Genomic DNA, 24,698 nt, shown 5'->3' with positions numbered 1-24,698 from the left:
GGAGAGAAGGAGCCGGCGCCGGGTCCACGGACCGGGGCCCGGGTCGGGTCAGTCGAGCGCGATGTCCAGCAGGCGAACGAACTGCTGTCCGGCGTGCATGTCGCGTTCGACCTCGCCGCCCTGCGCCGAGGTGCGCGGGTAGGAGATCTTGACGACGTTAAGGTCCGGCACCGCGAACCGCTTCACCAGCGCCGGGTCCGCGCCGAACAGGCGATGGATGGTGTCGGCGCCCAGGGCCGGGGACGCGTGATAGCGCGCGAAGGCCTCCGCATCCCTGAAGAACAGGTCGAAGGTGACCCAGTAGGGCCCTGCGTTCTTGGACCGGACGTGGTGGCAGACCTCGTTGAGCGTGGGCATCAGGCCGCCTCCTCCTGGCGCAGGTCGATCCACGCCGTCCGGACCAGCTCCATCGGATCGTCGGTCTGGACGACATGGTTGAGCTTGAACTCATAGACCGGGCCGCGATCGATGTCGGCGGGCGTGAAGGCGAAGCCGTAACTCGGCAGTTCCTTGTCCATCGCGACGGGGAAGTGGAAGAAGTAGGGGTTGCAGGCCTTGGCGATCTGGGACGCCATCTCCTGGCTGTGCGCCGTCGCCACGAACAGGACGCCCAGCTCGCGCGGCCTGGGCGTATCCGCCGCCGGGCGGTCGCCGGAGACCGCATTCCAGCCGTACATGCGCAGCGAGATGTGGAAGTCTCCCGCGGCGTCGCCGATCGTGCTGCGGACGCGCTGATACAGGGCCGCCAGCATGCGATCATGGAAGGCGTCGACGTCGGCCAGGACGTCCGGGTCCTGGATGCCGATCAGCATGATGGTCTGGTAACGGCCCGCGGCGGCGCCCTCGAGCTTCATCGTGTAGGGTTGCGGCTCCCAGGCGGACCCGGTGACCCGGACGGTGCGGTCGTCGAGCGGCGCGTAGCGGGCGCCGGCCACGTCGAGGATCCCGCCCGGTTCAGTCAGGCGGAAGGGGTCGCTGTTTTCGTAGAGCATGTGGGCCGAGACGCTCTCCACGTCGCAGCGATTGGAGAGGGTGAGGGGCTCGACTTCAAAGCCGTCATCGTCGATCGAGATCAGGACGCCGGACCCGCGGTCGCGATAGACGGTGCATTGGGCGCCGCATTCCGAGACCTTGCCGGCGTGCCATGAGGCCCCCAGGGGCGCGCCATGCAGAAGCGCGAAGCTGGCGATGACGGCCGTGTCGGTGGTGCGGCCGCCGAGAATGAGGTCCGCGCCTGCGGCGAGCGCTGCCATATAGGGCTCGGGGCCCATCGCGGCGACAATGTGGTCGCAGGCATCGATGGTCTCGTCCTCAAGGGGGCCGAGCGGGGCGAGGGGATGGATGCGGCCCGCCGCGTTCCTGGCCTTGAGCTCGGCCTTGTCCTGCTCGGAGTAGAGCAGGGCGATCCTGGGGCGGATGCCCAGTTCACGCGCCACTTCCAGGGCGATGTCCCGGGTCCAGTCGACGTTCAGGTCCCCCCCGGCCTGGCCGCTCGTGCCGATGATCACGGGAATGCCGGCTTCGGCGCCGGCCTTCATGAGGATGGTCAGGTCGCGTTTGACCGAACCCCTGTTGTTCTTGGAAATGCCGAGCGCAAGATAGGCCGCCCCGCTGTCGGTCGAACCCGCGTCAGTGGCGATGGCCTGGGCGCCGCGGGAAATCCCGTAGCGGACTTCCTCTTCCAGGGCGCCGGCGCCGAGCGACCCCGTCGGCACGAGAATCCTGATGGGGCCTGTCGTCATGTCCCGGGGTCTCCATCCATGGGGGCGCGTTCCGACGGCGCCCTCCGTTCAACCCTCTATAGGGTCGATGAATGCAATGGGTCAACAGATTGGATGCAAAATGACCCATGGCGGATCTGAGCCATTCCGGGGAGGCGCGGGCCACAGTGGCAGTCGAGGCGGAGGGGCGTCGACCGGCTGTCGAACGCTCATGGCCGACTATGGCGTCGGCGTGAGCAATGCGTGGAAGACGGCCGCTGCTGGAGGCCGCCCGCCCCAGAGGGGGAGGAGGGCGAGCGGCCGGAGGAGAACATTTGGGGCAAACGTCGCCTCCGGAACAATGACGCCGCCGCAATGGCATGCTCCCAACCGGAAACGAACAAATGACCGAATTCGATACCAGAGCGTCGAGCTGGCCGGTTGGCTGACGCCTCCGATGGCGTCCGGCAACGAAGCGACCGCAAAACTGAAAACTGGAAAGGGTCGCGGTGTGCCCACGGGCCTGCCCCGCAGCCCCGTCTATGCCAGTTTTAGGCCGGTGGCGAATGTCTCCGCCTGGGTTGGCGACATAGCCCTGGCTGTCGCTGTCGTTCGAGCCGGTTCGTTCTGGTCTGGGGCAACCGTGCGCCGTGGTTGGCGACGACTGCTGCGGCGTCCCTGCGGGTGAAGGTTTGACAGGCCCCGGTCGCGAGGTGTCACACTCGCAGGCCGCCGTGGACTCAGACCCACCGGGCGGGGAGCGTTTCATGAAGAGCTTCGTCGCGGTCCTGCGTGGCCCGGATCACATCTTTGAATTCGCCAATGCGGCGCATCGCGAAAGCTTCGGCGACCGGGGCATCATTGGCCGGGCCCGGGCGGACGTGTTCGCGGAACTCAACAGCCAAGGGTTCGCCGAGGCGCCGGACCGGGCCTTCCGGACGGGACAGACGGTCTTCCTGCGGGACAAATCGGCCCGGTTCGACATCAACCCCGAGGGAAAGCCCGCCCAGCGACGCCTGGATATCTCCTATGAACCGATGCGCAACGCCGCCGGCGAGGTCACGGGCCTCTATGTGCAGGGCCGGGACGTCACGGAGATCAGCGGCCATCCGCTGGAGGCGAGGGTGGTGGTCGGGGGACTGGAGACGCTGAGCGACGGAGAACTCCTAACCCTGCTCCTCTATCATGGCACCCTCGATGCGGATTCCGAGGACCGGGCGACGCAACTGCTTCAGCGGTTTGGCAGCCTGGGCGGCGTGCTGGCGGCGTCGATCCCCAGCCTCAACCAGATCGTCCCGAGCGGGCAGTCGAGCGCCTCGCGCAGCGTCCCGTCATCGGTGGCCATCCACCTGAAGATCGCCCGGGAAATCGGGCGACGGATCCTGTTTAAGAAGGTCGCATCCCGCCCGCTGCTGTCCGACTCGCGTCTGCTCAGGACGTATCTGAAGGCCCTGCTGGGCACGGAGCCCCGCGAGCGTTTCGTGGTTCTCTTCCTGGACGCCTCACAGCGTCTGATCGCCTGTGAAACGCTGGGGGAGGGGACGCTGACCCATGCGCCGGTCTACAGCCGGGAGGTCGTCCGGCGCGCGCTGGAGCTGTCCGCCGCGTCCCTGATCCTCGTGCACAACCATCCGTCGGGGGAAACTCGCCCGTCCGACGAGGACATCGCCACAACCGCCCAGATCGAGCGGGCGGCGGCGATCCTCGACATCAGGGTTCTCGATCACCTGATCGTGGCCGGAGACACCATCGTCAGTCTTGCCGAGGAGGAGCTGCTGTTTCCGCCGCGTCGGTTCGGGGCACGGCGGCGTCACTGAGGTCGGCGTCTTCCCCGGGCGCCGGGCGGCTCAGGAAGTCGCGCATCAGGTCAACGACGAGCTTTTGTCGCTGGAGAGACAGCCGGCGCGTCAGGCCGGCGATCTCGACGGTGGCGCGGGTCGTCGGAAACCGGCCGGGCGGATCCAGCGGCGCGCCCTCGCCGTCCGTGTCCAGGCCCTCGAAGAAGTAACCAATCTCGACCTTGAAGACGGCGGCGATGGCCCAAAGGCGGGAGGCCGCGATGCGGTTGGCGCCCTTCTCGTACTTCTGGATCTGCTGGAAGGTCAGGCCCAGGGCCTGGCCGAGTTCGCCCTGACTGTATCCCAGTTCGACCCGCTTCGCCTGCACGCGCCGGCCGACGTGCCGGTCCACGGGATGCGCGTCTGCGTCCTGGTCACCTCTGGGCATCGAATTCCTTCCGGACGAAAGCCCTTTTTACCGACTCGGGCCGGGGCAGGCGCATTCCACGTTCCGGCAATGCTAGACCCGCAGTGCGGAATTAGCGACGGTCGACGGGCGCGCCGTGTGAAGGGCCCATGGCCCGGTCGCCGGGTTTGTTGGGCCGGCGGTGGGATGCGCCGCCCGCGCGGTGCGCTGCACGGGCCCGCTCCGTCGTTCTCCAGGTGCGGGGGCGATCCCGGATGGGGCGCGGTCCGTTGTCGACACAGTGCGGACGCGCGCCCCGGCGCCCACAGCGTCAGAGGCTGTCGCGAAAGAAGCGCGCGACCTCCCGATTGAACGCCCGGTGAAACGCCGCGCGATCAAACCCGGGCCGTGACTGGCACAGCAGGGGGATCGCCGCCGCCAGCGCCTCCGAGCACGGCGGCAGGAAGTCGAAATGCCCGGCGCTGGCCACCCGGTGATACTCCGGGGGGCGTCCCAGGCGATCGCGGATCGGTTCGACGTTGAAGGGGGCGGGAAGCACCTCGTCCGCATCGGCCTGCCAGAGCTGCACCGGGACGGTCACCCGGGCGAGGCTGCCGGTCGTGAAGGCCAGGCCCAGCCCGGGCGCGGCGATGACGGCGGCCTTGATGCGGGGATCGTGGCCGACGGGCGTCCAGGTCGACAGGTCGAGGGGGGATCGCCGGATCAGCCGGCAGGCGAAAACGTCCGGCTCGGCCTCGCAATGGTCCTGGATCAGGGCGGGGTCGCTGACGCCGCCGATCAGGGCCGTGACGGTGAAGCCGCCCGCCGAGAAGCCGAAGGCGCCGATGCGGGTCGGGTCGACCGCGACCGGCCCGGACCAGAGGGTCGTCATGTGGTCGATCAGGAGGCGGATGTGTCGCGGCCGGCCCGACAGCTGGGTCTGGCGGCTGTCGTCCCGCCAGTTGTCGCCGGGATGGGTGACGGCGGCGACCACGAACCCGGCCGCCGCCAGGGCCTCGGCAGTGTCGTGATGGCCCGCGGCATGGCCGCCGTTGCCATGAGAGATCACGATCAACGGACGCGGACCCGCGAAGGCGGCGGCTTCAGGAAGCCAGACGGTGGTTTCGATGTCGCCTCCGGCCGGGTCGGCGAGGCGAAAGGTCTGGTCGGCCGGCCGGGCCTGGGCGGCGTCGGGAGCAGCGGCGAGCGCCAGGGCGGCGAGCGCGGCGAGCGGGGCGGTGAGGGCGCGAAGGAGAAACATCGGATCGTCCTGGAGGGGCGGGAAGACACCGTCGTCGGGATGTCGAGCCGTCGACGCCAGCGCCGTTTCGTGAATGGGCGAACGGGTTCGCCGGCCGGCCACTGGCCCCATCGCTTTCCACGGCTGTATCGTTTCGCCGGAAGGGGATTCGATGACCGAGACGCCGGGCATGACGAGGGTGTGGGCGATCGAGCTGGCGGCCTGCCTGGCGACGGGCGTCCTGCTCGGCGCGATCGGCCCGTTCGGCAGTTTCCTGAACGACGGTCTGATCGTCCGGGTCGCCTACTGGGTGATCGTCTTCCTGTCCTGCGGCCTGGTCCTGGGACTGACGATCCGGATCCTCGCCGGGCGGGCGCGACGCGCGGGCGTGCCGGTCTGGGCGTGGGGGCCGGTCGTGGCGCTGCTGACGGCCGTGCCGCTGGGGGGCTTCACCAGGGGAGTGGCGACGGCCTTCTGGCCGGGGATCGGCGATCGGGTCGGCCCGGTCGAGTGGTATGGCCAGACCCTTGTGATCGGCATCGTCTATTTCGCGCTTCACATCGCGATCGCACGCTGGGTTCGCGGTCGCGGGGCGGCGGCCGACCGCGCCGCGCCCGGCGATCCCCCCATCCTGCGCCATCTGCCGCCGCGGCTGGGCAAGGATCTGCTGTGCCTCTCCATGGAGGATCACTACGTCCGCCTGCACACCGTCAGCGGTTCGGTCCTCGTGCTGATGCCGCTGAGCCAGGCGGTGGAAGAGCTGGGCGGGATGGAGGGCCTGCAGGTCCACCGATCCTGGTGGGTCGCGCGCCACGCCGTGACCGGCGTGGCCGAGGACGGGCGCAATCTTCGACTTCGGCTCAAGGGCGGACTGGAAGCCCCGGTGTCCCGGGCCAATGTCGCCCGCCTGCGCCAGGCGGGGTGGCTTGGGTAAACCTGATCAGAGCCTCCCTCGACGGTTCTGCGATCCGGCCCCTGAAGCTAAGTCCCGGGTTTGGCGCTGAACCCAAGGTCTCTCCCGTCGTTGGCGTCCCATGCGGATCGCCACCTTCAACATCAACGGCGTCAATACGCGTCTACACAACCTGCTGGCCTGGCTGGAGGAGGCGCGGCCCGACGTCGCCTGCCTGCAGGAGCTCAAGGCGACCGACACCCGGTTCCCGTCCGCCGCGATCCGAGAGGCCGGCTATGAGGCGGTCTGGAAGGGCGAGCATCGCTGGAACGGGGTCGCCATCCTCTCGCGGGTGGGAGAGCCCGTGGTCACCCGTCGCGCCCTGCCGGGCGGACAGCGGGACGGCCAGAGCCGCTATCTCGAGGCGGCGGTGAACGGCGTGCTGATCGCCTGCCTCTACCTGCCCAACGGGAATCCCAGGCCGGGGCCGAAGTTCGACTACAAGCTGGCGTGGTTCGAGCGGCTGATCGCCCATGCGGGCGAACTGCTGGAGACCGGCGCGCCCGTCGTTCTCGCCGGCGACTACAACGTCGTCCCGACAGAGGCGGACATCTACAACAGCCGCTCGTGGAAGACGGACGCCCTGCTGCAGCCGGAGAGCCGCGCCGCCTTCGCCCGCCTGCTGGAGCAGGGCTGGGTCGACGGGTTGCGCGAGCGCTACCCTGAAGACCCGCCGCCCTGGACCTTCTGGCAGTATTTTCGGCAGGCCTGGGCGCGGGACGCCGGCCTGCGCATCGACCATCTGTTGGTCAGTCCGTCGCTGGCCGGGCGCCTGATCGACGCCGGTGTCGATCGCGACATTCGAGGCCGTCCCGGGGCCAGCGATCACGCGCCGACCTGGATCGAACTCTCATGAGCCGCAAGATCTTCACCGTCGGCTACGAAGCCGTCACGCTCGCAAACGTCCTCGGCCGCCTCAAGGCCGCCGGCGTCAGGACGGTGGTCGATGTCCGCGCGGTGGCGGCGTCCCGGCGCGCGGGCTTTTCCAAGACGCTCCTGTCCAGCAGCCTTGAAGGCGAGGGGATCGCCTATGTCCATCTCCGGGACCTGGGGACCCCCAAGGCGGGTCGGGAGGCGGCGCGCAGGGGGCGGGTCGAAGAGATGCGGGCGATCTTCGTCGCCCATATGCAGGAGCCTGCCGCCCGTCTTCAGTTCGAACACCTCAAGGCCCTGGCCGCCGCTGCGCCCGCGGCGCTGCTCTGCTATGAGGCTGACGCCTGCGGCTGTCATCGCGCGGTTCTTGCGGAGCGGCTGGCCGCAGAAGCCGACTTCGAGGTCGTGGACCTTTAACCCGCTTCCGCCGGATCGGCGGGGCCCGCGCCGGCCTTGAGCATCAGGAGGCGGCTGCGCAGTTCGCGCGCGGTCGCGGCGTCTTCCTCGGCGGCGGCGATCGGCGCGATGGCCTCGGGGTCCAGGGGATCGACATCCGACAGGGCGACCTCCGCGGCCGGCGTCAGCGGCGGGATGTCGTGTTCGGCGCCGGGGATCGGCTGGATATCGGACATGGGGGATGCTCCTTGTCCCCTCCAACACGCGTTCCGGGCGCCCGTTCCGCCATTGAGAATGCGCAGCCTGGGGGCGGCGGGACAGCTCCGCTGTCGACCGGTCGTGTGTCCGGTCGACGCTCCAGGTGTGTCGCCTGTCGCAAGGTCGTCTGTGTCTGAAACCGGACGGAACAGGCGCGAACCGGAACGCTTCCTTCCCGACACTTCAGGAGCAGGCCCCATGAAAGCGTTGTGCTGGCACGGCAAGGAAACCATCCGCTGCGAGGAGGTCCCGGACCCGGAGATCAAGGATGGCCGCGACGCCATCATTCGCGTGACCAGCTGCGCCATCTGCGGGTCGGACCTGCACCTGTACGGCGGCTTTGTCCCCGGCATGAAGCACGGCGACGTCATGGGCCATGAAACCATGGGCGAGGTCGTCGCGGTCGGCCGGGAGAACACCAAACTCAAGGTCGGGGACCGCGTGGTGGTGCCCTTCACCATCAGCTGCGGCGAATGCGAGTTCTGCCGTCGCAGCCTGTTCAGCCTGTGCGAGGTCTCCAATCCGGCGGGCGCGGAGCAGGCGAAGATGGTGGGCTACCAGACCGCCGGCCTGTTCGGCTACACCCACACCTATGGCGGCTTCCCCGGCGGCCAGGCCGAATACCTCCGCGTGCCGTTCGCCGACGTCGGGCCGATCAAGGTTCCGGAGGGGCTGAGCGACGACCAGGTCCTGTTCCTGTCCGACATCTTTCCGACCGGATGGATGGCGGCGGAGAACGCGGACATCCAGCCGGGCCACACCGTTCTCGTGTTCGGCTGCGGGCCCGTGGGACAGTTCGCGATCCGCAGCGCCTTCATGATGGGCGCCGAGCGGGTGATCGCGGTGGATCAGGTGGCCGAGCGGCTTCAGATGGCGCGCGACGGCGGCGCCGAGACCATCGACTTCTCCGCCGTCGAGGGTGAACTTCAGGATCAGATCCTGGCCATGACCCGCGGGCGCGGGCCGGATTCGGTGATCGAGGCCGTCGGGCTGGAGAGCCACGGCTCCGGCAGCCTGATCGAGAAGGTCCAGGAGACGGTCGCCGGCAAGATGGAGCGCGCCTACGCGTTCAACCAGGCCATCATCGCCTGCCGTCCCGGCGGCACAATCAGTCTTCCCGGCGTCTTCGTCGGCGGCGTGCCGGTCATGATGGGCGCCTTCGTCGGCAAGGGGCTGACGCTCAAGACCGGCCAGACGCACGTCCAGCGCTATCTCGAGCCCCTGATGCGCAAGATCGAGAACGGCGAGATCGATCCCAGCTTCCTGATCACGCACAAGATCCGGCTCGAGGATGGACCGGACATGTACCGCACCTTCCAGGAGAAGAAGGACGGTTGCGTGAAGATCGTCATCAATCCCTGAGCTCGGCTGAGCGCCACCCGCGAAGCCGGGCGCGCGCAAGGCGGGGCGGAGCCTGGCGACCGGATGCCTGGGGCGTCCGGCCGTCCCAGTGCTGGACGCGGGTGCGTCCGCGCCGGCCCCGGTCATTGCCCGGTCCGGATTGCGGAACACCAGCAAGGGCGGGAACGCCGGGCCCCCTTTTCGCCGCCCGCAGCGGGCCTGATGCCGCACGTCCCGAAACGCTTCAGTCGGGACATGCGACTGAACAGCCGCCTGGCAGGGTGGCGACCCGCCTGACCTTCAGGCCACGATGTCGTCCGAGAGGATGTCCCGCGCCTTCACCCCGATCACGCCGCCGCCGGCCAGGAGAGTGCCCCGGATCCGATCCCGGTCCCCGCTGTCGAGATCGGTTCCATCGAGCACGTCTGCGAGACCGGGAGAGGTCGAGGCGCTCAGGGCATTGAGGGCTTTATGGGCGATCCAGCCCGACAGCTGCACCGCTCCGATATCCGCCAGGGTCGCCTCATACAGGTCGGCGGGTTTCTCGGCCGGCGGCCAGAGTGCGTCGGCGTCCGGGGGCGCCTGCCACAGGGAACCGACGTCTTCGGACTTCATTCCCACCTCTCGCAGCGAGACAAGCGCGGCAGCGGCGTCCTTGCGGTCGGTGTGGTGGTCAAACTGGAACTTCGCCAAGCCGGTCTCCTTTTCCGTTCAGGTCCTGAACGATCAAGGCCCTTGCCCGACCGTGGGGCGGATCGACGCGGCCATTTGACGACTGGGATCATACGGTCGGGTTGGGGTAGGGCTGGCCGCGCCTCAGGAAAGGATTCCACTCAAGCATGACCACCGGGTTGTTGCTGGTTCTTCTGGTCGCCCTGCCGTTCGCCGGGGCCCTCATCGCCGCCGGCCTGCCGCGGCATGCGAGAACCGCTGCGGCCGTGCTGTCCTGGACGGTGGCCTTCATCAATGTCGTCGGCCTGGCCCTGCTGTGGCCCCGATTCCAGGACGGCGAAATCCTTCGCCTCGACATTCCCTGGATCCCGTCGCTGGGGCTGGATCTGGTGCTGCGGCTCGACGGGGTGTCATGGCTGTTCAGCGCCCTGGTGATGGGCATCGGCGCGCTCGTGGTGCTGTACGCCCGCTACTACATGTCGCCCAAGGATCCGGTGCCCCGGTTCTTCTCCTTCCTGCTGGCCTTCATGGGGGCGATGCAGGGGCTGGTGCTGTCCGGCAACCTGATCCAGCTGGTCGTCTTCTGGGAGCTGACCAGCCTCTTCTCCTTCCTGCTGATCGGATACTGGAACCAGAATCCGCTGGCGCGGGAAGGGGCGCGGATGGCCCTGACCGTTACCGCGACGGGCGGCCTCGGCCTGCTGATCGGCATGGTGCTGCTGGGCCAGATCGCCGGCAGCTACGACCTGCAGGCGGTGCTCGCGGCGAAGGACGCGATCCTCGCCGATCCGCGCCACACGCTCGCGCTGGGCTTCATCCTGGTCGGGGCCATGACCAAGAGCGCCCAGTTCCCCTTCCACTTCTGGCTGCCGCGCGCGATGGCCGCGCCGACGCCGGTCAGCGCCTATCTGCACTCGGCGACCCTGGTGAAGGCCGGCGTCTTCGTCCTGATCCAGATCTGGCCGATCTTCGCCGGAACCCCGATGTGGCTGGCCCTTGTGGGCGGTGCAGGGCTGCTGACGCTGCTGATCGGCGCCTGGAGCGCCATCTTCCAGCACGACCTGAAAGGCCTGCTGGCCTATTCGACCATCAGCCATCTGGGCCTGATCGTCCTGCTGCTGGGACTGGGCACGGAGCTGGGCGCGATCGCGGCCCTGTTCCACCTCGTCAACCACGCCACCTTCAAGGCGTCGCTGTTCATGGCGGCGGGGATCATCGACCACGAAGCCGGGTCGCGCGACATGCGCAAGCTCAGCGGCCTGATCCGGTTCATGCCGGTCACGGCGGTGCTGGCCATCGTGGCCGCCGCCGCCATGGCCGGGGTGCCGCTTCTGAACGGCTTCCTGTCCAAGGAGATGTTCCTGGCCGAGGCCGTGGCCGGGGCGGGGCGCCATCCGCTGGCGGCGGCCCTGCCCATCCTCGCCACCCTCGCGAGCGCCTTCAGCGTCCTGTATTCCCTGCGCTTCATCCACGCGACCTTCTTCGGTCCGGCGCCGACAGCGCTGGACCGCGTCCCCCACGAGCCGCCGCCCTGGATGCGCCGGCCGGTCGAGATCCTCGTGATACTCTGCCTGGTGGTGGGCATACTGCCGGCCCTCACGGTCGGGCCCTTCCTGCGCAGTGCGGCGGTCTCGGTAATGGGGCCGGACCTGCCGCACTACAGCCTGAAGATCTGGCACGGCTTCAACCTGCCCCTGCTGCTCAGCGTGCTGGCGCTGGCGACCGGGGTCGGCCTCTATGTGGTCTTCGGGCGGCGGATCAATGTGAACACGACCGGCGGACCGCTGGGCGTTCGCTGGCTGAACGGCGGCTATCTTTTCGAGAAGGCCATGACCGGCGTCTTCCGCCTGGCCGAGGCGGCCCAGACGATCTTCGGCGCACGCGGCGTGCAGCAGCAGCTGCGGGCCATCATCCTGTTCGCCCTGGTCATGGCGGTCATCGCCGCGGTCGGGGGCGGCGGCTTCGCCCTGGCCAGGCCGGCCCTGGGCGCGCCCGCCCTGCCGGAGATCGCCTTCGCCCTCCTGTGGCTGGTCGGCGGCGCCTGCGCGGTGGCGGCGGCCTGGCAGGCGAAATACCATCGCCTGGCGGCGGTGGTGCTCATGGGGGGAGCGGGGCTGGCCAGCTGTCTCTCCTTCCTCTGGCTGTCCGCGCCGGACCTCGCCATCACCCAGTTGCTGGTCGAGATCGTCACCACGGTCCTGCTGCTGCTGGGCCTGCGCTGGCTGCCGAAGCGACTGGAGTCCATCCGCGTCCCGGCGCATCTGGAGCGCCGCTCTCGCCTGCGCCGCCGGGTCGACCTGATCATCGCAGCGGCCGTCGGTCTGGGCCTGTCCGTGTCGGCCTGGGCGGTGATGACCCGGCCCGCGCTCGTCGATGGCGTGTCGCAATACTACGTTGAACAGGCCTACAGCCTGGCGGGCGGCCGCAACCTCGTGAACGTCATCCTGGTAGACTTCCGGGCCTTCGACACCTTCGGCGAGATCACCGTGCTGGGCATCGTCGGCCTGACGGTCTTCGTCCTGCTGCGCCGGTTCCGGCCGCATGAGGACACCCTCCCGCAACCCGCCCAGAAGCGGGTGCAGGCCGCGGTTGATCGCCGTCGCGAGAACCGGGGAGAGGGGGACACCCTCAGGGAGACAATGCTGGTCCCCCAGGTCGTCATGCGCTGGATGTTCCCGTTCGTCATCCTGCTGGCCGTGCACCTGTTCCTGCGCGGCCATGACCTCCCGGGCGGCGGCTTCGCGGCGGGCATCGCCCTGTCGGTGGCCTTCGTGCTGCAATACATGGCCTCCGGCGCGCGCTGGGTGGAAGACCGGCTCGAGATCCGCCCGGCGGTATGGATCGGGTCGGGGCTGCTGATCGCCATCCTGGCGGGCGCCGGTGCGTGGGCGTTCGGGCGGCCCTTCCTGACCTCCGCCTTCCAGTACGCCGACCTGCCGGTGCTGGGCCGGGTCCCGATCGCCAGCGCGGTGGTCTTCGACCTCGGCGTCGTCATCCTCGTCGTCGGCGCCACGGTGATGATGCTGGTCGCCCTGGCGCACCAGTCGCTCCGCAAGGCCCGGCAGACAGGCGAGCCGAAAGTGGAGGAGCCGTCATGATCGAAATCGTCCTGTCGCTCGCCATCGGCGTCCTGGGCGCCTCCGGCGTCTGGCTGCTGCTGCGTCCCCGGACCTTCCAGGTGATCATGGGGCTCTGCCTGCTGTCCTATGCGGTCAACATCTTCATCTTCGCCATGGGTCGCCTGAGGGTGGCCGCGCCACCCGTGACCGCGTCCGGCCTGGAGACCCCCGCCCTGTACGATGATCCGACCCCGCAGGCGCTGGTGCTGACCGCCATCGTCATCAGCTTCGCCCTGACCGCCCTGTTCCTGGTGGTGGTCCTGGCCGCGCGCGGCGCGACCGGCAGCGACCATGTCGACGGCAGGGAGCCGGACGCATGACCGACTGGCTGGAGCATCTGATCATCGGGCCGATCGTTCTGCCGTTGCTGGCGGCGGCCGGCATGCTGCTGCTCGACGAGCGCCGCCGGATCGTGAAAGGGATCATCAGCCTGACCACCATGGCGGCCGTCCTCGCCATGACCGTGGTGCTGATCCACGAGAGCGCCACCGGGGCGCCCGATGGCGGGGATGTGGCGCGGGTCTACCGCCTCGGCGACTGGGCGGCGCCCTATGGCATTGTCCTGGTCGCGGACCGACTGTCGACGCTGATGCTGGCGCTGACCAGCGTGCTGGGGCTTTGCGCCCTGACCTTCTCGCTGGCGCGCTGGGACAGGGCCGGGCCGCGTTTCCACGCCCTGTTCCTGCTGCTGGTCATGGGCGTCAACGGCGCCCTGCTGACCGGCGACCTGTTCAACCTGTTCGTCTTCTTCGAGATCATGCTGGCGGCCTCGTACGGGCTGGTCCTGCACGGCTCGGGGGAGACGCGCATCCGCATCGGCCTCGGCTATATCGCGGTCAACCTGACGGCCTCTCTGCTGTTCCTGGTCGGGGTGGCGCTGATCTATGGCCTGACCGGTACGCTGAACATGGCGGACCTGGCAGTGCGTGTTCCCGACATCGCGGCCGACGATCGCGGCCTGTTCCATGTCGGCGCCGCAGTGCTGGCGGTGGCCTTCCTGACCAAGTCGGCGGCCTGGCCGCTGGGCTTCTGGCTGGCGCCCACCTATTCGGCGGCCAGCGCGCCGGCGGCGGCGATGCTCGCCATCCTGTCCAAGGTCGGGGTCTATGTGATCCTGAGGCTCAGCGCCCTCGTCTTTTCGGCCGATGCGGGGGACTCGGCGGGGTTCGGGCTCGAGGTGCTTCTCGGCGCCGGCCTGGCCACGCTGGTGTTCGGGCTCTCCGGCATGCTGGCGTCGCGGGATCTGGCGCGGGCGGCCGCCTTCGCCGTGATGGTCTCTTCCGGAACCCTGCTGGCGATTGTCGGTGGTGGCGGGGCGGCAAGCCTCGGCGCGGCCCTCTACTATCTGGTCGGCTCGACCCTGGCCTGCGCCGCCCTCTTCCTCGTGGCCGAAATCCTCGAGCGGGGACGCGATCCTGGCGGGGATGCGAACAAGGCCGTCTTCGACGACGAATATCGTGATCCCTTCGAGGACACCGAGCGCAACGAGCCCGGTCTGGTCATTCCGGCGGCGGTCGCGGCGCTGGGCGGGGCGACCATCTTCTGCGCGCTGATGATTGCGGGTCTGCCGCCTCTGGCGGGCTTCATCGGAAAGGTCGGGATGATGGCGCCCCTGGTCGCCACGGACAGCGCCGCCGGCTGGACCATCGTGGGCCTGCTCGCCGTCTCCAGCCTCGCCGCGGTGATCAGCCTGACACGACTGGGCGTCGGAGCCATCTGGACGCGCGATGAGACGGCGCCGCCGCTGGTGGTGGGGGCGGCCGAGTTCGTCGGGCTCGCCGGCCTGCTGGGGGGCTGTATCCTGCTGTCGATCTTCGCCGAGCCTGTGCTGGTCTACGCCAGCCGGACGGCGATCTGGCTGGCGGAGCCGTCCGCCTACATCGGCGCCGTGCTGACGGGGGAGGGGCGATGAAGATCCTGCTGCCGCACCCCCTGCTGTCGGCGGGGCTGTTCCTCGCCTCCCTCCTGTTGAGCGCCAGTCTCGCGCCGCCCTCCCTTGCGCTAGCGGCGGTGATGGCGCTGGCCGCTCCGCAGGTGATGCGCGCGATGCGGATTGATCCGGTGCGTGTGCGCTCGCCGCGGGCCATCGTGACCCTGGCTGGACGGGTCGTCGTCGACGTGCTGCGCTCGAACCTCGCCGTGGCCCAGATCCTGGTCGGTCGTCGCGCTGACCGCGTGTCGGGTTTCATCCATATCCCTCTGGACCTGAAGGACCGCTACGGCCTCGCCGTGCTGGCCATCGTCATCACCAGCACGCCGGGCACCCTGTGGGTCGAGTATGATCGCGCGCGTGGACGGCTCCTGATGCATGTCCTCGATCTGGTGGACGAGGAGACCTGGGTGCGGATCATCAAGGATCGCTATGAGCGGCTGCTGATGGAGATCTTCGAATGAGCGCGCGCATCCTCGACCTCGGACTGACGGCCGCGCTGATCCTGCTGGCGCTGGCGATGGCCTTCGCCGCCTATCGCATCATACGCGGTCCGCGCGCCCAGGACCGGGTTCTGGGCATGGATACCCTGTATCTGAACGGCATGCTGATCACTGTCGTCTTCGGCATTCGCACGGGCAGCGACCTGTATTTCGAGGCGGCGCTGATCATCGGCATGCTGGGCTTCGCCGCCACCGTGGCCCTGGCCAAATTCCTGATGCGCGGGGAGGTGATCGAATGATCCTGTCGGATGTCCCGGACGGGGCGGCGATCACCGTCTCCGTGCTGGTCGTTGTGGGCGCCGCGCTGTCGCTCGTGGGCGCCATGGGCCTGATCCGGCTGGGCTCCTTCTACGAACGGGTTCACGCCCCGACCCTCGGCGCGACTCTGGGCATGGCGCTGATCCTGTTGGCGTCCTGGCTGTATTTCGGATCAGCCCATGGACGGTGGCTTCCGCGTGAGTTGCTGATCGGGGTGTTCCTGACGGTGACGACCCCGGTCACGCTGATCCTGCTCGCCCGGGCCGCCCTGTTCCGCGATCGGACCGAGACGCAGGATCCCGATGAGAAGGTCGTAAACCTTGGAGCCGGCGGTCGCCCCTGATGGGCGCGGGGCTGGTTACGGCGATTTGCTGACTGGATGCGGCACGGTTCGAGGCTCGCGCTGCCGGCCGGCGCCGCTCGCTTGTGGCGTATGGCAGACATGGTGCTGTGAATACGGGGACCTGATTTAGGGGCCCCGGTCTTCTCGTTCGTCTCTCCATGCCGCCGTCCGCGGCGATCCAAGGAGAGACCATGCCTGTCACGAGTAGCGTTGCCGTTTCTACAAAGCGTCCCCGTGGGCGTCCGCCCATCCCGATCGTCGATCATCCCGAACCGCTGTGGGAGGTCGAGCACCATCCACTGGATTTCCATGGCGCTCTGGACCTTCAGATGCGCCGCCATGGGGAGCCGGCCCACCGGCTTCACAGGGCGATCAAGGCCGGTGGCGGCCTGACGGATCGCAAGACGATCTTCGACTGGCGGCGGGGTGTCAAAACACCCCAGACCCCGGCCAGCTTGAAGGTCGTCGACATGATCGAGGCGCGCTACCGCCTGCCGGCCCGCTATCTGAGGTCCCGCCTGGCCCAGCCGAAGGCGACCGCAGGCCTGGCGCCGCGGGGCGTCGAACCGGCTGAAGCGCGGCGGCTGGCCTGGCATCTGCCTGATGACTTCAAGCGACGGTCGCCGCGAGAGCGCGCGGAAATCCTGTCCTGGGTCCGGACCAACATCCTGTCCGGCGGCACGGCCTACAGCCAGTACCACTCCGAGGTCTCGAAACACCGGTTCTCCCTCCGCTTCGATGACGAGGTCCTGCCCCAGAGGAAGGGGCGAGGGCGAAAGGGTTGCGTCGAGCTTGTCGCGCCGCCTGCACTGCAGCGGGAGATGACTGCGTTGATCCGCTTCAAGTCCTCGACCCTGACAGAGATCGGCTATCAGCGCTCCGGGGTCTGGGGGGAGGAGACCGCTGCCCAGCGTGGAGAGCATCTCTCCCTGCTGTTCGGGTCACTCGCCGCGCCGGAGACGGGGGAGGTGAGGGGGCTCGGGGCGCCGATCAAGGATCTGTCTTTCGCCCATCTCGTTTTTCCGGCCGTCTGGGACTGGTACGTTCAATGGCGAGAGCGCCGGCGCGGCTTCTTCACGGGATGGGAAGCCGAGATGCTGCTGCTTGCAGCAGCGCTCACGCGGGACAAGACCGGCTGGCGTCGTCAAAGTCCTCATCTGGCGGAGCGTCTCGTTCCGATCGTGGGACTGGTCGGCTCCGCGGATATCGAGGCCGCCAGACTCGACTGGGACGAGGCTTGCGAGCGGATGAAGGAGCACGCTCTGCAGCGCGCCCGGGAGATCAGCCGCGTCGCCCGCATCCACCGCGACCCTTTCGAGCCGCTGCTGCCGATTCTGGAGGCGGCCAGCCCTGTGGGCGAGTACCGCAAGATCACCGATGAAATCCTGAAGCGCATGCCGGATGCCCGGCGATACCCTCGCGCCGCGGCCGAAAGCGTTCGCTCGTTGCTGATGATCCGCCTCGGGCTGCACCTGGGCCTGAGACAGAAGAATCTGCGTCAGATGCTCGTTTGCCCCAGGGATCAGGCGCCCCGCACCGAGCGGGAACTGGAACGGCTGAAGTGTGGTGAGCTGCGATGGAGCGAGAGGGATGGCGGTTGGGAGGTCTTCGTACCCTGCGCCGCATTCAAGAACGCTGGTTCAGCCTACTTCTCCAGGCGTCCGTTCCGGCTGGTGCTTCCGGACCTCGGCGACCTCTACCGCTGGCTGGAGGCCTATATCGAGGTCCACCGGCCAATCCTGCTGGCAGGTGCTTCGGACCCGGGGACGGTCTTCGTGAAGGCCCGGAAGAGGACGTCTACCGACGCCGCCTACAATCAGAACACCTTCTACGAGGCGTGGCGTCTGATCATCCAACGCTACGGGATACGAAATCCGTACACCGGCCGTGGAGCAATCGCGGGTCTGTTGCCCCATGGTCCGCACAGCGTCCGGGACGTGCTCGCCACTCACGTCCTGAAGACAACCGGGTCCTACGAGCAGGCGAGCTACGCCATTCAGGACACGCCAGCGACGGTCCAGGCTCATTACGGGCGCTTCCTCCCCCAGGATAAGGCGGCGCTCGCTGCGGCCGTCCTGAATAAGGTCTGGGCGTAGCGTTTCAACTTCGGGCGACGGCGGGAAGCATTCCTGCCGTCGTTGCCTGCGCTGCCGCTAATGGCTGAGATCGGGGTTTTACAATGGCTATTTAAGTCATTGTTTTTGTTGGGGCTGATTTGCCGGGTTTTACACCCTAAGTGTCGGTTTCCTCATCGGCAGTTTCAGATTTTGGTACCGTCATTCTAGGTTCGAGTCCTAGTTCCCCAGCCATCCGCCTTTCTTCCCAATATCAAAGCTTTATGGCTGCGGCCGGCGCCGGGTGCGTGGGTTCTCCGGGCATTTCGCACGGGTTTTACGTCTGCGAGGTTGCTGGAGGTCGCGATCAAGGCGTTATTCCGCCGCGACTCGGCGGGCGGCTGTGCGCCGCGGTCAGTGGCCGATCAAAGTGGGTAGCGCCTGCCAGACGATGGCGATCAGGGATACGCCTGAGCCGAGCGCTGCCATCTGGTCCGGGAACCCAGGCCCTCTGCGATTCAGGCGTCGAACGGACGCCCAGACCAGCCCGGCGGCCATCAGCGCACACAGGCCGCTGAAGGCCAGCGCGGCCATGCGCCAGGCCGGATCATCCGCTGTCGCCACGACGTCGGCGACGCTGGAGATCAGATAGACGCCGATGAAATGGACGCCCCAAACCGTCAGCCCGCCCAGCATCCAGGCCCAGGTCTTCATGGAGCACCCGGGAAGAGGCTGGTGAGAGCGGCTGAGAATGCTCCCTGACCGGCGGAATAGGTGATGAACAGGGCGATCAGCTGGAAGGTCGAGGGACGGCGCGCCTCGACGTGGCCGAACAGCAGCCGCAGCACCGCATAGAGGGCCATCAGGGCGACGATGCCCATGAAGAAGCCGTGCCAGGACAGCAGGGCGAAGACCGTCGCGCCCTGACCCGTGGCCGAGGCCTTCAGCCCGGCGTCGATCCAGCCGGTCAGATCGGTCCACCAGGCGGCGCCGAGCGCGGCGGCGGCCAGCAGCATCAGCAGGGTGGCGATCACCGGGCTGCGGCGCCTGTCCAGCGCCAGCGCCTTGCATGCCAGCCAAGCCAGACCCGCGCCGACGACATTGCCGGTCAGCGTCAGCATCAGGCCGGTCATCGGCGGAGGGGCGATCCAGTCCTGCGGGTTTCGGCTCCACAGGAAGACGTAGCTGAAGCCGGCCAGCAGGGCGATCATGCCCGCCACGATCAGGGTGATGACCATGGCCCACCAGCCATGGCTGGACGGGCCGCTCATATAGGTCGGCACCCGCACGCCGCCGCCGATATCGACCGTGTCGGCGATGCGCGGTCGATCGAGCATCCAGCACCAGTGCATGATGCACCAGACAGCGAGCACTCCACTGATGGCCGAGGCGACGTAGGCCTGCACGGTCAGCAGGAGGAACAGGCCCGCCGTGAAGATCGCCGCCCAGACATGCCAGGGCGAAGGTGACGGCATCCGCTGCAGGTACTGCGGCTCGGCGTTCAGCGTCGAGGTGACGATGGTCTCGCGCTCGCCGGTGGGGGCGTTGGGCAGGAAGTAGCGGCCCGCCTCGACGTCGCGGGCGAGGTTCTTCTGTTCCCACAGTGGATAGAGGCTTTTGACGACCGGCACCGAGCGGACCGAGTAGAGGCCGGTCGGCAGCCATTCCAGACCCGGTCCGTCGTGGATGTTGCCCGCATCACGATCGCCGAAGGGGCGGAAGTTGCGCGCCATGTCGATGATCCAGAGCAGAACGCCGAGGGCGGTGATCGCCGTGCCGATGCTGGATATCAGGTTGGGCAGCTCCAGCCCGCGTCCGGGCAGGTAGGTGAAGACCCGGCGCGGCATGGCCATCAGGCCGCTGAGGTGCATGGGCAGGAAGGTCACGTGCATGCCCGTGAACATCAGCCAGAACACCCATTTGCCCATCCGCTCGCTGAGCGGGCGGGTCGAGGACATGGGCAGCCAGTAGTAGATGGCGGCGAAGAAGGGGAAGACCATCCCGCCGATCAGCACATAGTGCAGGTGGGCGACGATGAAGTAGCTGTCGTGCGCCTGCCAGTCGAAGGGGACCATGGCCACCATCACCCCGGTCAGGCCGCCCATGACGAAGGTCACGATGGCGCCGGTGACAAACAGGCCGGAGGTGGTGAAGCGCATCTTCCCCGCCGCGATGGTGGCGATCCAGGCGAAGACCTGCACCCCCGCCGGCACCGACACCGCCATAGACGCCGCCGAGAAATAGCTGGTCGAGATCGTCGGCATGCCGGTGGTGAACATGTGGTGGGCCCACACGCCGAAGCTGATGAAGCCGGTGGCCAGCATGGCCAGGACGACGGCGTTGTGGCCGACCAGCGGGGTCCGCGCGATGGCCGGGATCATGGTCGACATGGCCCCGGCGGCGGGCAGGAAGATGATGTAGACCTCGGGGTGGCCGAAGAACCAGAACAGGTGCTGCCACAGCATCGGGTCGCCGCCCTTGAGCGGATCGAAGAAGGGCCAGCCGAAGACCCGTTCCAGCTCCATCAGGGTGGTGGCGAGGATCACCGACGGGAAGGCGATGATGATCATCCCGGCGAAGATCAGCATGGCCCAGGCGAAGATCGGCAGCTTGTCCAGCGTCATGCCCGGCGCGCGGTTTCGCAGCACGCCGACGATGATCTCGATGGCGCCGGCGATGGCGGAAATCTCGATGAAGCCGATGCCCAGCAGCCAGAAGTCGGCATTGATGCCGGGCGAGAAGGCCGTGGAGCTGAGCGGGGGGTACATGAACCAGCCGCCGTTCGGCGCCAGGCCGAAGAAGAGGGAGCAGAAGAAGGCCAGCCCGCCGATCAGATAGGCCCAGAAGGCGTAGGCGCTGAGACGGGGGAAGGGCAGGTCGCGCGCCCCCAGCATCTGGGGCAGCAACAGCACCGCCAGGGCCTCGACGGCCGGGACGGCGAACAGGAACATCATCATCGTGCCGTGCACGGTGAAGATCTGGTTGTAGGTCTCGGCCGGGAGAATGCCCGCCATGGGCACGGCCAGCTGGGTCCGCATCAGGACCGCGAGAATGCCTGCCAGCACGAAGAAGAGCATGGCTGCGCCGACGTAATAGACGCCGACGAAATTGTTGTTGATGGCGGTGATCCACTGCCAGCCCTTCGGGCGGCACCAGATGCGCTCCAGCTCTTCCAGCTCGCCGTCAGGCCGCCGTCCCGTTGTCGGGAAGCGCTCGTAAAGGGCGGTGTCGAACCCCGTTTCCTTCTCGAACTGGCGGCTCACTTCAGGCTCTCGAGCCAGCCGGAGACCTCGCGCAGTTCTTCGCCGCTCATGACCGGATAGGCGGGCATGCGGTTGCCGGGCTTGATCGACTGGCTGTCCGAAATCCAGCCCGCCATCGTGCCCTGGTTGTTGGGCAGAATGCCGGCGCCGAGGGTGCGGCGTGACCCGACGTGGCTGAGGTCCGGTCCGGCCTGACCATTGAAGGCCGTGCCCGCCACGCTGTGGCAGGCGCCGCAGCCAGCGCGGGCGAAGACCTGCGAACCGGCGGTCGGTTGCAGGGCGGCGGGGGAGGGCGCGGACTGGCGGGCTCGCCACGCCTCATAAGCCGCCGGCTCGTGGGCGACCACCACAAAGCCCATCAGGGCGTGCGGGCCGCCGCAGTATTCGGCGCACTGGCCGCCATAGGCGCCGGGTGCATCGGCCTGGATGCGGATCAGATTGCGGCGGCCGGGGATCATATCGACCTTTCCGGACAGACGCGGGACCCAGAAGCTGTGAATGACGTCGGCGGAGTCCAGCTCGATCACCACGGGGCGGCCCGTGGGGATGTGCAATTCGTTGGCGTCCTGGAAGGCCTCGCGTCCCTCGCCGTCCAGATAGGCGACGCGCCACCACCACATCTCGCCGGTGACGCGGACCCGCATCTCGCCGGGACCGGGTTCCTGGGTCAGATGGCTGGTCAAGGCCAGGCCGTAGATGAGCAGGGCGGTCAGGACGACCACGGGGAAGGCGAAGCCGCCGATCCACACCAGCTTGCGTCCGCCCAGCCGATCCCGCCAGCGCCGGGGTCCGAACAGGGCGATGGCGAGGGCGACCACCACGATCAGCAACACTGATCCGGCCATGGCGAACAGCACCCAGGACAGGGTGTTCAGCGGCTCGGCGAACGGTCCCGCCGGGTCCAGCGCAGGCGGCGGCCAGGCTGCGGTTCCGTCGGCTGCGGTTCTAGTCATGGAGCGTGTACAGGTAGGCGGCCACGTCGCGGGCCTCGGCGTCGGTCAGGGGCATGGCGGGCATGGCGGTGGCGGGCGCCATCGACGGCGCGTCCTTGAGGAAGGGGATCAGCCGGTCCGGCCGGTTCGGGAACTGTCCGGCGATCATCGGACTGTCGGCGAAGCCCTGAAGCGACGGACCCGCCAGCCCCCTGGGCCAGGCGACGCCGGGCGTGTCGTGGCAGGCGGCGCAGCCGACGCGCTCAATCACCTCGAGCCCCCGGCTGGCGTCCGCGCCCATGATGGTGCGCGGCGGGTCCGACTTGTCCGCACAGGCGCACAGCATCGCGGCCAGGGCGATCACGCCCCACCTCACGCCGGACCCTGAAAGTCGGAAATCGTCATCGCGCCCCTTCGCCGTTGCCGATCAAACCCGCCCCCATGGTCAAGGTTCCCCGGAAAGCGGAACCGTGGCGGTCGGGCGGTGTTGGCTGGATGTGCGTATCCTGCCCCTGCCCCTGCCCCTGCTTCTGCTGCTGCCGCTCGCGGCCTGCGCGCCTCCGTCGAACGAGACGGGGGCGGCGTTCACGCGGACGGGCGAGATCATCGCCATGGGCGGCGGGGAGGGCGGTCCGGCCAACGCCTGTTTCAGCTGTCACGGTCTGGACGGCGCCGGGGACGGGGTCAGCGTGCCGCGACTGGCCGGTCTGGACGCCGGCTACCTGCAGAAGCAGATGGAGGACTACGCCAAGGACGTCCGGCAGGACGTGGTGATGCGGGAAGTGGCGCGGTGGCTGGATGACGGCGACCGCCGGGCGGTGGCGCAGTTCTACGCCGACATGCCGGCGCCCCTGCCGCGCGGTCCGGCGGGAGCGGCTCCGGCGATCTATCTGCGGGGAGATCCTTCCCGCGGCGTTCCGTCCTGCGCCTCCTGCCACGGAGCTGACGGTCTGGGCGTGGGCTTCGGCAATCCGGCGATCGCGGGCCAGCCTGCGGGCTATACGATCGACCAGCTGCATCGCTGGCAGGAACGGAAGCGTCGCAACGACCCGCGCGGGGTCATGACGGACGCCGTCAAGAACCTCACCGACGCCGAGATAGCCCAAATCGCCGCCTGGCTAGAGCGCGCACCCGCTGCTCCACCGCCCGATACCGCCGTTGCCAGCGCGTCCGCCGCCGCTTCGGCTGTGGCACGACCGGAAGCATCCCGTGGAGTACGTCGTCCCGATCGATGATCTGGTGTTTGAGCGCCGCGCCGATGTGCAGGGGGATCAGCAGCAGCAGTGTGACGACCAGCCCCCAGTGCATCCACTCCGTCACGGCCTCGACCCGCCAGCGGGTGACATTGTCCAGATCCTGGAACGGCATCAGGGGCCAGGCCGTGAGGCCGAGCAGAGTGAGGCTTTGCTCGCGCTCGGTGGCCGAGACCATGGCCCAGCCGGTCAGCGGCAGGCCGAACAGGCAGGTGTAGAACAGGTAGTGGGTGACGGTGGCGGCGTTGCTTTCCCATCCCGGCTTGTCGGCGTCATTGATCGGACCGGGCGCCAGCAGCCGCCAGGCGCCCCGACCCATGGCGAGCACCAGCATCAGCACCCCGATGGCGTAATGCAGGCTGTGCGCCGCGACCTTGTCGCCGCCGACCGGAAGCTGGCCCATCCACCAGCCCCAGAACAGCTGGAAGCTGACCAGCGCGGCCATGGTCCAGTGGAAGACGATGGCGACCGGCGAGAAACGGCCTTCGTCGTGGTGCCCGGCGGCCCACTCCAGCACATTGGCGATCAGCCGGTCGATCACGCGGTCGGATCCACGCGAACGACCGGACGGTCCGGCCCGATCCAGCGGCCGAGGATGATCAGGGCCGCGGCCAGATAGAGGGCCGCCGCCGGAGCCCACATGATCAGGCCTGCCGCCTGCTGATCCTCCAGCGGGGTCAGTCCCCAGGCCATGGTCGTCAGCAGATGCGGCGCATACAGGGCGTCGTCGGCGAAGGTCAGCAGGGCGCCGAGCAGGCCCATGGCCACCATGGCGACCAGCAGATGGCCGACCGCCGAGGGCGCCGAGGCGCGCCGCACGCCGATCCAGAACCAGACAGCGGAGCCCAGCAGGCTGGCCTGCATCAGCCAGTAGACGGCGTCGCTGGACAGGGCCGCTTCGTAGGCGGCGGGGGCGTGCCAGGCCCAAAAGACCAGCGCCTGAACGGCTGTCGCCAGGGTCAGCGACCCGGCCCGCCTGATCGAAACGGTCCAGGCGAGAAGGGGGGCGGCGACCGCGACCAGAAGGACGTGGTGGACGGTGCGGGCGGAGAAGAGCGCCGAACTGATGGCGCACAGGGGCGAGACGAAGATCACGACCAGCACCGCCGTCGCGGCCAGACCGAGCATGCGCGGCGTTCCCCGCATTCGCCAGAACACCAGCGCCGCCATGCCGACGAGCCCTGCCAGCAGAAGGGGATCGAGGTTCCAGCGCCAGTCGCCGGGCGCCGGCGCCGGACCGCAGTACGGCAGCCAGGTCAGGGCGTCGGGCGTCATGCGACAGGCTCGGTCGTCAGGCGGGTGATGGCGCGTCCCCTTGGCAGCTTCACCGTGAGAAGGGATCGGCGGGCCGGGTGGTTCCCCGAATTGCGGCAACGAAACGGCGTCCGACGGGTTGGCTACGGCACAGGCTGAACAGGAAATCACGA

The 24,698-nt window shown here is 68.3% G+C and carries 24 protein-coding genes and 1 pseudogene; 13 read left to right on the top strand and 12 right to left on the bottom strand.

The genetic code is table 11. The features are described 5' to 3' along the window. Positions 1 to 48 precede the first annotated feature (48 nt). Positions 49 to 357: a DUF4387 domain-containing protein gene (locus ACFQQC_RS15930; RefSeq protein ID WP_376863499.1), complete on the bottom strand. Its 309-nt coding sequence runs from the start codon at positions 355 to 357 to the stop codon at positions 49 to 51. Further along, complete coding sequence (locus ACFQQC_RS15925; RefSeq protein WP_376863498.1) at positions 357 to 1,742, bottom strand: acyclic terpene utilization AtuA family protein; 1,386 nt, start codon at positions 1,740 to 1,742, stop codon at positions 357 to 359. Before ACFQQC_RS15925 ends, ACFQQC_RS15930 begins: the two co-directional genes overlap by 1 nt. 725 nt (positions 1,743 to 2,467) lie before the next feature. Between ACFQQC_RS15925 and radC the strand changes: the two genes are divergently transcribed. Next, positions 2,468 to 3,517, top strand: coding sequence for a DNA repair protein RadC (gene radC / locus ACFQQC_RS15920; RefSeq protein WP_376863497.1), 1,050 nt, complete (start codon positions 2,468 to 2,470; stop codon positions 3,515 to 3,517). Here radC and ACFQQC_RS15915 read toward each other — a convergent pair. Next, positions 3,453 to 3,890 (bottom strand): helix-turn-helix domain-containing protein, encoded by a 438-nt coding sequence (locus ACFQQC_RS15915; protein WP_376863496.1) that lies wholly within the window; start codon positions 3,888 to 3,890, stop codon positions 3,453 to 3,455. The genes radC and ACFQQC_RS15915 overlap by 65 nt on opposite strands. Before the next feature lie 325 nt (positions 3,891 to 4,215). Next, complete coding sequence (locus tag ACFQQC_RS15910) at positions 4,216 to 5,145, bottom strand: alpha/beta hydrolase family protein (protein ID WP_376863495.1); 930 nt, start codon at positions 5,143 to 5,145, stop codon at positions 4,216 to 4,218. A gap of 151 nt (positions 5,146 to 5,296) precedes the next feature. Here ACFQQC_RS15910 and ACFQQC_RS15905 point away from each other — a divergent pair, with 151 nt between their 5' ends. The 3 genes from ACFQQC_RS15905 (at position 5,297) to ACFQQC_RS15895 (ending at position 7,366) form a co-directional block, all read left to right on the top strand. Continuing rightward, positions 5,297 to 6,058 carry a LytTR family DNA-binding domain-containing protein gene (locus ACFQQC_RS15905; RefSeq protein ID WP_376863493.1) on the top strand — a complete coding sequence of 254 codons (762 nt, stop codon included), beginning with the start codon at positions 5,297 to 5,299 and terminating at the stop codon, positions 6,056 to 6,058. A 100-nt stretch (positions 6,059 to 6,158) separates the two neighbouring features. Further along, positions 6,159 to 6,932, top strand: coding sequence for an exodeoxyribonuclease III (locus tag ACFQQC_RS15900; RefSeq protein WP_376863492.1), 774 nt, complete (start codon positions 6,159 to 6,161; stop codon positions 6,930 to 6,932). After that, positions 6,929 to 7,366: a DUF488 family protein gene (locus ACFQQC_RS15895; protein WP_376863491.1), complete on the top strand. Its 438-nt coding sequence runs from the start codon at positions 6,929 to 6,931 to the stop codon at positions 7,364 to 7,366. The genes ACFQQC_RS15900 and ACFQQC_RS15895 overlap by 4 nt, the downstream gene beginning before the upstream one ends. Here the strand turns inward: ACFQQC_RS15895 and ACFQQC_RS15890 are convergent. After that, positions 7,363 to 7,581, bottom strand: coding sequence for a hypothetical protein (locus ACFQQC_RS15890; RefSeq protein ID WP_376863490.1), 219 nt, complete (start codon positions 7,579 to 7,581; stop codon positions 7,363 to 7,365). The two genes, ACFQQC_RS15895 and ACFQQC_RS15890, sit on opposite strands and share 4 nt — an antisense overlap. Before the next feature lie 220 nt (positions 7,582 to 7,801). On the opposite strand from ACFQQC_RS15890, the gene ACFQQC_RS15885 reads away from it, so the two are divergent. Beyond that, entirely contained in the window at positions 7,802 to 8,965 is a 1,164-nt protein-coding gene (locus tag ACFQQC_RS15885) for a zinc-dependent alcohol dehydrogenase (protein WP_376863489.1), read from the top strand. A 279-nt stretch (positions 8,966 to 9,244) separates the two neighbouring features. Here ACFQQC_RS15885 and ACFQQC_RS15880 read toward each other — a convergent pair whose 3' ends face one another. Continuing rightward, complete coding sequence (locus tag ACFQQC_RS15880) at positions 9,245 to 9,637, bottom strand: hypothetical protein (protein WP_376863488.1); 393 nt, start codon at positions 9,635 to 9,637, stop codon at positions 9,245 to 9,247. Positions 9,638 to 9,783: 146 nt separating this feature from the next. Between ACFQQC_RS15880 and ACFQQC_RS15875 the strand changes: the two genes are divergently transcribed. The 7 genes from ACFQQC_RS15875 (at position 9,784) to ACFQQC_RS15845 (ending at position 17,865) form a co-directional block, all read left to right on the top strand. Continuing rightward, positions 9,784 to 12,714, top strand: coding sequence for a monovalent cation/H+ antiporter subunit A (locus ACFQQC_RS15875; RefSeq protein ID WP_376863487.1), 2,931 nt, complete (start codon positions 9,784 to 9,786; stop codon positions 12,712 to 12,714). Then, positions 12,711 to 13,055 (top strand): Na+/H+ antiporter subunit C, encoded by a 345-nt coding sequence (locus tag ACFQQC_RS15870; RefSeq protein WP_376863486.1) that lies wholly within the window; start codon positions 12,711 to 12,713, stop codon positions 13,053 to 13,055. Before ACFQQC_RS15875 ends, ACFQQC_RS15870 begins: the two co-directional genes overlap by 4 nt. Further along, the gene (locus ACFQQC_RS15865; RefSeq protein WP_376863485.1) at positions 13,052 to 14,647 is read left to right on the top strand and encodes a monovalent cation/H+ antiporter subunit D; all 1,596 of its coding nucleotides are present in this window, start codon (positions 13,052 to 13,054) and stop codon (positions 14,645 to 14,647) included. Before ACFQQC_RS15870 ends, ACFQQC_RS15865 begins: the two co-directional genes overlap by 4 nt. Next, a complete protein-coding gene (locus ACFQQC_RS15860; protein ID WP_376863483.1) occupies positions 14,644 to 15,129 on the top strand; it encodes a Na+/H+ antiporter subunit E in 486 nt (161 codons plus the stop codon). The genes ACFQQC_RS15865 and ACFQQC_RS15860 overlap by 4 nt, the downstream gene beginning before the upstream one ends. Further along, on the top strand, positions 15,126 to 15,407 hold the full coding sequence (locus ACFQQC_RS15855; protein ID WP_376863482.1) for a K+/H+ antiporter subunit F: 282 nt from the start codon (positions 15,126 to 15,128) through the stop codon (positions 15,405 to 15,407). The genes ACFQQC_RS15860 and ACFQQC_RS15855 overlap by 4 nt, the downstream gene beginning before the upstream one ends. Then, the gene (mnhG, locus tag ACFQQC_RS15850; protein ID WP_376863481.1) at positions 15,404 to 15,769 is read left to right on the top strand and encodes a monovalent cation/H(+) antiporter subunit G; all 366 of its coding nucleotides are present in this window, start codon (positions 15,404 to 15,406) and stop codon (positions 15,767 to 15,769) included. Before ACFQQC_RS15855 ends, mnhG begins: the two co-directional genes overlap by 4 nt. Positions 15,770 to 15,960: 191 nt before the next feature. After that, entirely contained in the window at positions 15,961 to 17,865 is a 1,905-nt protein-coding gene (locus tag ACFQQC_RS15845; RefSeq protein WP_376863480.1) for a hypothetical protein, read from the top strand. A 372-nt stretch (positions 17,866 to 18,237) separates the two neighbouring features. On the opposite strand, the gene ACFQQC_RS15840 is transcribed toward ACFQQC_RS15845, so the two are convergent. The 4 genes from ACFQQC_RS15840 to ACFQQC_RS15825 are packed head-to-tail and all read right to left on the bottom strand — an operon-like array spanning position 18,238 to position 22,382. Continuing rightward, positions 18,238 to 18,537, bottom strand: a complete 300-nt coding sequence (locus tag ACFQQC_RS15840) for a hypothetical protein (RefSeq protein ID WP_376863479.1) — start codon at positions 18,535 to 18,537, stop codon at positions 18,238 to 18,240. After that, positions 18,534 to 21,086, bottom strand: coding sequence for a cbb3-type cytochrome c oxidase subunit I (locus ACFQQC_RS15835; protein ID WP_376863478.1), 2,553 nt, complete (start codon positions 21,084 to 21,086; stop codon positions 18,534 to 18,536). Before ACFQQC_RS15835 ends, ACFQQC_RS15840 begins: the two co-directional genes overlap by 4 nt. Further along, on the bottom strand, positions 21,083 to 22,039 hold the full coding sequence (coxB, locus tag ACFQQC_RS15830) for a cytochrome c oxidase subunit II (protein WP_376863477.1): 957 nt from the start codon (positions 22,037 to 22,039) through the stop codon (positions 21,083 to 21,085). Before coxB ends, ACFQQC_RS15835 begins: the two co-directional genes overlap by 4 nt. Continuing rightward, positions 22,032 to 22,382: a c-type cytochrome gene (locus ACFQQC_RS15825; RefSeq protein ID WP_376863476.1), complete on the bottom strand. Its 351-nt coding sequence runs from the start codon at positions 22,380 to 22,382 to the stop codon at positions 22,032 to 22,034. The genes coxB and ACFQQC_RS15825 overlap by 8 nt, the downstream gene beginning before the upstream one ends. Here ACFQQC_RS15825 and ACFQQC_RS15820 point away from each other — a divergent pair. After that, a pseudogene (locus tag ACFQQC_RS15820) lies at positions 22,318 to 23,082 on the top strand (c-type cytochrome); the annotation flags it as partial. The gene ACFQQC_RS15825 and the pseudogene ACFQQC_RS15820 overlap by 65 nt on opposite strands. A gap of 19 nt (positions 23,083 to 23,101) precedes the next feature. Here ACFQQC_RS15820 and ACFQQC_RS15815 read toward each other — a convergent pair. Continuing rightward, complete coding sequence (locus ACFQQC_RS15815; RefSeq protein WP_376863475.1) at positions 23,102 to 23,812, bottom strand: cytochrome b; 711 nt, start codon at positions 23,810 to 23,812, stop codon at positions 23,102 to 23,104. Then, complete coding sequence (locus tag ACFQQC_RS15810) at positions 23,809 to 24,546, bottom strand: cytochrome c oxidase assembly protein (RefSeq protein ID WP_376863474.1); 738 nt, start codon at positions 24,544 to 24,546, stop codon at positions 23,809 to 23,811. The genes ACFQQC_RS15815 and ACFQQC_RS15810 overlap by 4 nt, the downstream gene beginning before the upstream one ends. Between the last annotated feature and the right edge of the window lie 152 nt (positions 24,547 to 24,698).

This window comes from Brevundimonas sp. GCM10030266, from assembly GCF_042666595.1.
Taxonomy (GTDB): Bacteria; Pseudomonadota; Alphaproteobacteria; order Caulobacterales; family Caulobacteraceae; genus Brevundimonas.
Note: the sequence above shows the minus strand (reverse complement) of the source record. Positions and strands in the feature narration are given on the sequence as shown.

What these genes read in the sequence shown, in the direction of transcription:
- mnhG (WP_376863481.1), top strand. Translation starts at nt 15,404, where the DNA reads ATGATCCTGTCGGATGTCCCGGACGGGGCGGCGATCACCGTCTCCGTG.
- ACFQQC_RS15910 (WP_376863495.1), bottom strand. Translation starts at nt 5,145, where the DNA reads ATGTTTCTCCTTCGCGCCCTCACCGCCCCGCTCGCCGCGCTCGCCGCC.
- ACFQQC_RS15860 (WP_376863483.1), top strand. Translation starts at nt 14,644, where the DNA reads ATGAAGATCCTGCTGCCGCACCCCCTGCTGTCGGCGGGGCTGTTCCTC.
- ACFQQC_RS15890 (WP_376863490.1), bottom strand. Translation starts at nt 7,581, where the DNA reads ATGTCCGATATCCAGCCGATCCCCGGCGCCGAACACGACATCCCGCCG.
- ACFQQC_RS15895 (WP_376863491.1), top strand. Translation starts at nt 6,929, where the DNA reads ATGAGCCGCAAGATCTTCACCGTCGGCTACGAAGCCGTCACGCTCGCA.
- ACFQQC_RS15865 (WP_376863485.1), top strand. Translation starts at nt 13,052, where the DNA reads ATGACCGACTGGCTGGAGCATCTGATCATCGGGCCGATCGTTCTGCCG.
- ACFQQC_RS15855 (WP_376863482.1), top strand. Translation starts at nt 15,126, where the DNA reads ATGAGCGCGCGCATCCTCGACCTCGGACTGACGGCCGCGCTGATCCTG.
- ACFQQC_RS15875 (WP_376863487.1), top strand. Translation starts at nt 9,784, where the DNA reads ATGACCACCGGGTTGTTGCTGGTTCTTCTGGTCGCCCTGCCGTTCGCC.
- ACFQQC_RS15870 (WP_376863486.1), top strand. Translation starts at nt 12,711, where the DNA reads ATGATCGAAATCGTCCTGTCGCTCGCCATCGGCGTCCTGGGCGCCTCC.
- radC (WP_376863497.1), top strand. Translation starts at nt 2,468, where the DNA reads ATGAAGAGCTTCGTCGCGGTCCTGCGTGGCCCGGATCACATCTTTGAA.
- ACFQQC_RS15905 (WP_376863493.1), top strand. Translation starts at nt 5,297, where the DNA reads ATGACCGAGACGCCGGGCATGACGAGGGTGTGGGCGATCGAGCTGGCG.
- ACFQQC_RS15840 (WP_376863479.1), bottom strand. Translation starts at nt 18,537, where the DNA reads ATGAAGACCTGGGCCTGGATGCTGGGCGGGCTGACGGTTTGGGGCGTC.
- ACFQQC_RS15810 (WP_376863474.1), bottom strand. Translation starts at nt 24,546, where the DNA reads ATGACGCCCGACGCCCTGACCTGGCTGCCGTACTGCGGTCCGGCGCCG.
- ACFQQC_RS15930 (WP_376863499.1), bottom strand. Translation starts at nt 357, where the DNA reads ATGCCCACGCTCAACGAGGTCTGCCACCACGTCCGGTCCAAGAACGCA.
- ACFQQC_RS15845 (WP_376863480.1), top strand. Translation starts at nt 15,961, where the DNA reads ATGCCTGTCACGAGTAGCGTTGCCGTTTCTACAAAGCGTCCCCGTGGG.
- ACFQQC_RS15925 (WP_376863498.1), bottom strand. Translation starts at nt 1,742, where the DNA reads ATGACGACAGGCCCCATCAGGATTCTCGTGCCGACGGGGTCGCTCGGC.
- coxB (WP_376863477.1), bottom strand. Translation starts at nt 22,039, where the DNA reads ATGACTAGAACCGCAGCCGACGGAACCGCAGCCTGGCCGCCGCCTGCG.
- ACFQQC_RS15900 (WP_376863492.1), top strand. Translation starts at nt 6,159, where the DNA reads ATGCGGATCGCCACCTTCAACATCAACGGCGTCAATACGCGTCTACAC.
- ACFQQC_RS15885 (WP_376863489.1), top strand. Translation starts at nt 7,802, where the DNA reads ATGAAAGCGTTGTGCTGGCACGGCAAGGAAACCATCCGCTGCGAGGAG.